At 63.4% G+C, this 7,659-nt stretch carries 7 protein-coding genes and 1 pseudogene; 7 read left to right on the plus strand and 1 reads right to left on the minus strand.

The annotated features are described in order from the left end of the window. Positions 1 to 318 precede the first annotated feature (318 nt). The 7 genes from Q0L57_RS00180 to Q0L57_RS00210 all read left to right on the plus strand — a co-directional run bounded on the left by Q0L57_RS00180 (position 319) and on the right by Q0L57_RS00210 (position 6,992). Positions 319 to 1,242: a carbohydrate ABC transporter permease gene (locus tag Q0L57_RS00180; protein ID WP_296736123.1), complete on the plus strand. Its 924-nt coding sequence runs from the start codon at positions 319 to 321 to the stop codon at positions 1,240 to 1,242. After that, positions 1,242 to 2,090: a carbohydrate ABC transporter permease gene (locus Q0L57_RS00185; protein ID WP_296736117.1), complete on the plus strand. Its 849-nt coding sequence runs from the start codon at positions 1,242 to 1,244 to the stop codon at positions 2,088 to 2,090. Before Q0L57_RS00180 ends, Q0L57_RS00185 begins: the two co-directional genes overlap by 1 nt. A gap of 3 nt (positions 2,091 to 2,093) precedes the next feature. After that, positions 2,094 to 3,161, plus strand: a complete 1,068-nt coding sequence (gene ugpC, locus Q0L57_RS00190) for a sn-glycerol-3-phosphate ABC transporter ATP-binding protein UgpC (protein ID WP_296736118.1) — start codon at positions 2,094 to 2,096, stop codon at positions 3,159 to 3,161. A 68-nt stretch (positions 3,162 to 3,229) separates the two neighbouring features. After that, positions 3,230 to 3,718 carry a hypothetical protein gene (locus Q0L57_RS00195; RefSeq protein WP_296736119.1) on the plus strand — a complete coding sequence of 163 codons (489 nt, stop codon included), beginning with the start codon at positions 3,230 to 3,232 and terminating at the stop codon, positions 3,716 to 3,718. A gap of 168 nt (positions 3,719 to 3,886) precedes the next feature. Beyond that, on the plus strand, positions 3,887 to 5,326 hold the full coding sequence (locus Q0L57_RS00200; RefSeq protein WP_296736120.1) for an aldehyde dehydrogenase family protein: 1,440 nt from the start codon (positions 3,887 to 3,889) through the stop codon (positions 5,324 to 5,326). A 25-nt stretch (positions 5,327 to 5,351) separates the two neighbouring features. Beyond that, positions 5,352 to 5,921, plus strand: a complete 570-nt coding sequence (locus Q0L57_RS00205) for a DUF1349 domain-containing protein (RefSeq protein ID WP_296736126.1) — start codon at positions 5,352 to 5,354, stop codon at positions 5,919 to 5,921. Positions 5,922 to 5,999: 78 nt separating this feature from the next. Beyond that, on the plus strand, positions 6,000 to 6,992 hold the full coding sequence (locus Q0L57_RS00210) for a glycosyltransferase family 10 fucosyltransferase (protein WP_296736121.1): 993 nt from the start codon (positions 6,000 to 6,002) through the stop codon (positions 6,990 to 6,992). Positions 6,993 to 7,071: 79 nt separating this feature from the next. Here Q0L57_RS00210 and Q0L57_RS00215 read toward each other — a convergent pair. After that, positions 7,072 to 7,659: pseudogene (locus Q0L57_RS00215) on the minus strand (glycosyl transferase); the annotation flags it as partial.

Genomic DNA, 7,659 nt, shown 5'->3' on the forward strand with positions numbered 1-7,659 from the left:
AGGTGGCGATCAAGAACTTCCAGGAAGTGCTGCTCGGCCAGAAGCCGGCCAAGGAAGTGGCCGACGAATGGGCCAAGTTCCTGACCAAGGAACAGCAGGACTGGCTGGCCAAGAACAAGAAGTAAGGCGCCGTCCTCCCCTCTCTCCGCCGCTGCGGAGAGAGGGGCCCCGACAGGTAGGATGAGGGCAGCGTTGCGCCTCGACCGGGTTGGCGCCGCCACCCGTCCGCCTGCCGGCATCTTCTCACCCTTCGAGCGGGGAGAAGCGGCGCCATCGCCTACGCCGGCATTCACCCATCACCCCGTAGAGCCAGAACTTATGACCTACGCAGTGTCCGAAATCCGATCCGCCGTCAGGCCGAAGAAGAAACGGCTGAGCAAGGCCGCGATCGAGCCTTGGCTCTATCTTTCGCCGGCTATCGTCCTGCTGGTCGTGGTGCTCCTGGTGCCGCTGATCATCGGCATCAGCTATTCGTTCCGCAAATTCTCGGCCTTCAAGTCGGAATATGTCGGCCTTGGCCAGTACCAGGCGATGCTTTCCGACGCTGTGCTCGGCCAGGCGCTGATCAACACGCTGTGGTGGACGGTGGCCAGCCTGTTCTTCCAGTTCTTCCTTGGGCTGGGCCTGGCGTTGCTGCTCGACAAGCCATTCTACGGCCGCAAGGTCGTGCAGGCGGTGGTCTTCCTGCCCTGGGCGGTTCCGTCTTTCCTCTCCGGCCTCACCTGGGCCTGGCTGTTCAACCCGATCATCGGGCCGCTGCCGCATTGGCTTTTCGCGCTCGGCCTGAAGGCCGAACCGACCAATGTGCTGTCCGATCCCGCCACCGCCATGTGGGGACCGATCGTCGCCAACATCTGGTTCGGTATTCCCTTCTTCGCCATCACGCTGTTGGCCGCGCTGAAGTCGATCCCGTCGGAACTGCATGAGGCGGCCGCCATCGACGGCGCCTCGCCCTGGCAGCGCTTCACCAAGGTGACGCTGCCGTTCCTCGCGCCGACGATCGTCATCACCGTGATGCTGCGCACCATCTGGATCGCCACTTTCGCCGACTTGATCTTCGTCATGACCGAGGGCGGACCGGCGGGCTCGACCAGCACCGTGCCGGTCTACATCTACGTCAGCGCCTTCAAGTCGCTGGACAAGGGCTATGCTTCGGCCGTCGCGGTGCTGCTGCTGGTGCTCCTGATCATCTATGCGGTGGCGTTGATCGCCATTCGCCGCACACTTGTGAGGCATGTCTGATGATCGCCGGACGCTCCATTTCCTCGCGCATCGCCGGCGGCACCGGCCTCTACCTGGCGATTGCCGCCTATGTGCTCTTCGCGCTGTTCCCGATCTTCTGGACGCTGAAGATTTCGGTGACGCCCGAGCGGCTGCTCTATTCCGAAGGCATCACCTTCTGGCCGTCCGAGACGACGTTCAAGAACTTCGCCACCGTGCTCGAAGCCTCCGACTTCCCGCGCTACTTCCTCAACAGCGTCATCGTGTCGGTATCGACGGCGGCGCTGGTGACGGTGATCGCCACGCTGGCCGGCTACGCCATGTCGCGCTTCACCTTCCGCGGCAAGGCGACGTTGGCCATCATGCTTTTGCTGACCCAGACTTTTCCGCTGGTCATGGTCATCCCGCCGATCTACCGCATCATGGGTCAGCTCGGCCTGACCAACAGCCTGGTCGGGCTGATCATCATCTACACCGCCTTCAACACCGCCTTCGCCACCTTCCTCATGCAGTCCTTCTTCGACGGCATCCCGAAGGACCTTGAGGAAGCGGCGATGATCGACGGCTGCACGCGGGCGCAGGCCATGCGCCGGGTGATCGTGCCGCTGACCTTGCCGGGCATGGGAGCGACGCTAGGCTTCGTCTTCACCGCCGCCTGGAGCGAATTGCTGTTCGCGCTGATGCTGATTTCCAGCGACGCGCAGAAGACCTTCGCCGTAGGCCTGCTCACCTTCATCGGCAAGTTCGCGGTCGACTGGGGGCAGATGATGGCCGCGTCCATCCTCGCCCTGATCCCGGTCTGCATCTTCTTCGCCTTCCTGCAACGCTATCTCGTCACCGGCCTCACCGCCGGCGCTGTCAAAGGATAATCGATGGCTTCCGTCACGCTGCAACATGTCGAGAAGGATTACGGCGCGCTGCGCATCCTGCACGGCGTCGATCTGGAAATCGCTGATGGCGAGTTCGTCGTGCTGGTCGGTCCGTCCGGCTGCGGCAAGTCCACGCTTTTGCGAATGATCGCGGGGCTCGAAGAGGTCACCGGCGGCGAGATCCGCATCGGTGAACGCCTCGTCAACGACGTGGCGCCGAAGGACCGCGACATCGCCATGGTGTTCCAGTCCTATGCGCTCTACCCGCACATGGATGTCTCCTCGAACATGGGCTTCAGCCTGATGCTGAAGAAGGCCGAGAAGACGACGATCGACGGCCGGGTCGGTTCCGCCGCAAAGCGGCTCGGGCTAGACAGCTTCCTCGGCCGCCTGCCGCGCCAGCTCTCCGGCGGCCAGCGCCAGCGCGTCGCCATGGGCCGCGCCATCGTGCGCGACCCGAAAGTGTTCCTGTTCGACGAGCCGCTGTCGAACCTAGACGCCAAGCTGCGCGTCCACATGCGCGCCGAGATCAAGGCGCTACACCAGCAGTTGAAGACCACATCGGTCTATGTCACCCACGACCAGGTCGAGGCCATGACCATGGCCGACCGCATCGTCGTCATGCATGACGGGTTCGTGCAGCAGGTCGGCCGCCCGCTGGAACTCTACGATCGGCCTGCCAACACCTTCGTCGCCGGCTTCATCGGCTCGCCCGGCATGAACTTTTTGCCGGCAAAGGTCGCGAAGGGCGAGAAGCTGGATGCCGTTCTTGCCGACGGCCAGAAACTTCGGCTGCCCGACGGCCTGCCGCTCAAAGACGGCGACGGGCTCACCATCGGGCTCCGCCCGGAGCACATCAAGCTCGTCGACGACGGCGCCCTGAAAGCCGAGGTCGAGGTGGTTGAGCCGCTGGGTCTGTCGACCCAGTTCTATGTCAGGCTCGCCAATCAGCAGATCTGCGTCTTCGTCATGGGCCGCAGTGACGTGAAGCCGGGCGACACGATCCGCCTTGCCGCCGATCCGGCGGCGCTGCATCTCTTTGACCCGAAGAGCGGCGACCGCATCGGCTAGCCATCGGTGCAGGGCCGGGGGCGCTAAGCTAAGATCATTGCCGTTGATTCGCATCGACAGGGAACGGCATGAGCAAGGCCTTCGGCACATTCGCATTGGTTACGGTATTGAGCGCCCTGCTGATGGCGCTGTCGCTGGTGGTCGGCAGGCATGGCTACTACGCCTATGGCGCCATGGGCATGAAGCGTCTCGACGGTATCGCCGATGCCGGTTCCTTCTTCGCCATCGCCGCCATCTACTTCTTCAGCGCGATGTTGATGATGATCCTGCCGATCCGCGCCGCCGGCATCGTGCTCACCCACGCGGCCGATGCCATCTTCTGGGCGACGATCGTGTTGTTCGCCACCATTGTCGGGTCGCTGCTCGCCAGATGGGCGTTCGGCCAGCATGAACTGCTCTGGGCGCTGGTGAACTGGCGTTTCCTGTTCGTCGCGGCGATTGTGGCGGCGCATCTCACCATGAACGATCTTCGCCGCAACATCCTGCTCAGAAGCCTTTTCTTCGTTATCTTCGCCGCGGTTACGCTTGCCTGCCTGTTCTGGTCGTTCTCCGCCTAAGTCAAATGGATAGAGCATGATGTCGCCCGAAAACCGCTTCACACTTTTCGGCATCATGCTCTAGGTTGATCGAAGTCGGGTGGACCCTTTCGGCGGGCGGCGGTATAATATTTGTCTGACAAATAACCGGCGTAATGTCGCCGCGCGCAAATCTCGAAGGAAAGAACGATGACCGTGCTCCGCAAGAACCTGATCGACGGCGAGTGGCTGGGCGACGCCGGCTCGCGCAACATCAATCCGTCGAACACCAACGATATCGTTGGCGAATATGCTTCGGCCGGGCCTCAGGAGGCCAGGCAGGCGATTGCGGCCGCCAAGGCGGCCTTCCCGGCCTGGTCACGCTCAGGCCCCCTGGTGCGCCACGCGGTGCTGAAGAAGACCTCGGACGAGATCATGGCGCGCAAGGACGAAATCGGCCGGTCGCTGGCCCGGGAGGAAGGCAAGACGCTGGCGGAAGGCGTCGGCGAAACCATCCGGGCGGCGCAGATATTCGATTTCTTCGCCGGCGAGACGCTGCGTCTCTCGGGTGAGTTGGTGCCGAGTGTGCGGCCCGGCGTCGGCGTCGAGATGACACGGGAGGGTGTCGGCGTCGTCGGCATCATCACGCCCTGGAATTTCCCGATCGCCATCCCCGCCTGGAAGATCGCGCCGGCGCTCGCATACGGCAACACGATCGTCTTCAAGCCGGCGGAACTAGTTCCGGAGAGCGCCTGGACGATCGTCGACATCCTGCATCGTGCCGGCCTGCCCAAGGGCGTGCTCAACCTCGTCATGGGCAAGGGCTCCGTCGTCGGCCAGGCGATGCTCGACAGCCCCGACGTCAATGCCATCTCCTTCACCGGCTCGGTCGGTACCGGCAAGCGGGTGGCGGCCGCGAGCGTCGAGCACATGCGCAAATTCCAGTTGGAAATGGGCGGCAAGAATCCGCTCGTGGTGCTCGATGACGCGGATCTGGCCGTCGCTGTCGACTGCGCGATCAACGGCGCCTACTTCTCGACCGGTCAGCGCTGCACGGCATCCTCGCGCCTCATCGTCGCCGAGGGCATCCACGACCGTTTCGTCGATGCGGTGAAGGAGCGCCTGGAAAAGCTGGTCATCGGCGATGCGCTCGACGCCAGGACGCAGATCGGACCGGTCGTCGACCAGACACAGTTGAAGCAGGATGAGGACTATATCGCCATTGGCGGCCGGGAAGGCGCGGAGCTTGCCTTCGGCGGCGACCGGCTGGAACGCGAGACCCCCGGCTTCTATCTGCGCCCGGCGCTGTTCATCGGCGCCACGAACGCCATGCGCATCTCGCGCGAGGAGATCTTCGGCCCGGTCGCCAACGTCATCCGCGTCAAGGATTACGACGAGGCGCTCAGCGTCGCCAACGATACGCCGTTCGGCCTGACGTCCGGCATCTGCACGACGAGCCTCAAGCACGCGACGCATTTCAAGCGCAATTCGGAAGCCGGCATGGTCATGGTCAACCTGCCGACGGCGGGCGTCGACTTCCACGTTCCGTTCGGCGGTCGCAAGGGCTCGAGCTACGGCCCGCGTGAGCAAGGCCGCTACGCCATGGAATTCTACACGACGGTGAAGACCGCTTATACATTTGCCGGCTAATGAAGAACTCCTTGTGACCTCCGATATGACCGGCATGACCTGGCTCAATCCGCCGCCGCACCATGAGTCCGGCGACGGTGTGGTGCGTGTCCGTACCGGCAAGGAAACGGACTTCTGGCGCGAAACCTTCTACGGTTTCTGGCGCGACAACGGCCATTTCCTGTACCGTCCGGTAGCGGGCGATTTCAGCGCCGAAGTCACCGTCAGGGGCGACTACAAGGTGCTCTACGATCAGGCCGGGCTGATGCTGCGGCTGAGCGAAACGCACTGGATCAAGGCCGGCATCGAACATACCGACGGGCTCGCCTATTTCTCCGTCGTCGTCACCAACGACACGTCCGACTGGTCGTTGGTGAGCATTGCAGCCGACCCCGACGGCGTCAGGATCCGGCTGACACGTCATGCCGAGGCGATCCGGGTGCAGTATCTCGACGCCGCGGACGGCCATTGGAAGCCGGTGCGGCTCGCCTATTTCCCGACCTCCGGGATCGTTGATGTCGGCATGATGTGCTGCTCGCCGCAGCGCGAGGGCTTCGAGGTGACTTTCTCGGACTTTGCCGTCGGGCCGCCGATTTCGAGGGAATTGCACGACTGACCGCCCAGGAAAATGGCCATTCTTTCCCAATTGCCGGGAAGGGCGTAAGATTCTGCATCGCCTGATCCAAAGGGCCCGATGCTGTCGAACCGCCCGCTCATCCTTTTCTGGACACGTTACTTCAACAGGCCCGTCGACCTCGCGGCCATCCCGCAATGCTCCATGCCGGTCGAATGGACCAACGACAGGCGCCGCCTTCCGCAGGCGGCTGTCGTCGTCTTTCACCTGCCGAACCTTCGTGAGGTGGCCGATGCATGCAAGTATCCCAACCAATTTTGGGTGGCGTGGTCGATGGAAAGCATCGTCAACACTCCCGTGATGCTCGACGCCTCTTTCATGAGGCACTTCGATATCACCATGACCTATGAAATGGGGTCGGATGTCTGGGTACCGTATCTGCCAAGGGCGGGCTGGTGGGATGCAGCCCAGCGCGCGCCCGTATTGCCGAAGGCCGAGGATGCGCCGGCGGTGCATTTTCAATCGTCGAGCTTCAACAAGAGTGGCCGCGACACTTTGATCGCCGAGCTGTCCCGGCACATCGCCGTCGATTGCTATGGCCGCTATCGGCCCAATCGCAAGATACAGGGCCCCGATCTCGGCCCGCAGACGAAGCTCGAGACGATAAGCCGTTACCGCTTCTGTCTGGCGCTGGAGAATTCGATCGCGCCCGACTACGTCACCGAGAAGATGTTCGAACCGCTCGCCGCCGGCACGGTGCCGGTCTATCTTGGTGCGCCCAACGTCGCCGAATTTGTCCCCGACAACTGCTACATCGATGCCGCTGCCGTCGGCTCGACGGCGGAGCTTGCCGCCTATCTGCGGCATCTGATCGAGACGCCGCGGGAATACGAGGCCTATTTCGAATGGCGCTCGAAGCCGTTGCCGGAACGCCTGACGAATCAATTGGAACGGAGTGCCAGGCCATGGGAATGCCGTCTAGCGGAACTGGCGCACCAGCGCCCTTCGGAGCGTGCCGGTCCGCCGACCGGCTGGCCTCACCCGCCATTTGGCTACAAAGCGTTCCTGCGAACAAGGCTGCGGCGCTGGCAGGGAAAGTTCCGCCCGCGCTGAATGCAAGGGGCAAAGCGGCTTCCGCCCGCAATTGCGCGAAACAATGGATAACGCGAAGCCTCGGCCGTTAGGGGCGCCATCACCAGGGCACGTGCTCGATCTCGAGCCTGGGCAGCCCGACCGGCCTGATCCCCAGATCGTTGGCCAGCGCTCCGAAACCTTCGGTCTCGATCAGGTCGCGATAGGGGATCTCCGGAAAGCGAAGGCCGCCGCGATGCAGGGCGGCATCGACCAGCAGCATGGTGCCGCCGACGCCGTCGAGGCCGATGCTTTCGAGATGGCGCACGTCGCTGAGATGCAGCCGGCCGGACGCACGCAGGGGTGGTTGGTAGAGACCGCCCCGCATGTGCCGGTAGTAGTGATAGTCCTTGGTCGACCGCGTCGTGACGAAGCTGTTGAGGTCGAAGCTGTCGCCGCCTGCGACCTTGACGCAGTTGGGCACGACGATGCGGTGCCCGGTCGCGATCAGGCGGCCGACGATATCGACGGGAAAGCGCCAGACGTCGATGTCGATCCACAGGGCCCAGTCATCGTCGTCGGCAAGTCCCTGGTCGATCAGGTGGTTCCGTACCTTGGCGATGCCGCCGCGTCTGGTGCGTTGCAGCCGCCGGTTGGCGCGCTTGGCGCGGTCGAGCCGGGTGCCGAGCACCTTGCGCAGCAGCACGAT

The sequence above is a fragment of the Mesorhizobium sp. genome (assembly GCF_024509055.1).
Taxonomy (GTDB): domain Bacteria; phylum Pseudomonadota; class Alphaproteobacteria; order Rhizobiales; family Rhizobiaceae; genus Mesorhizobium.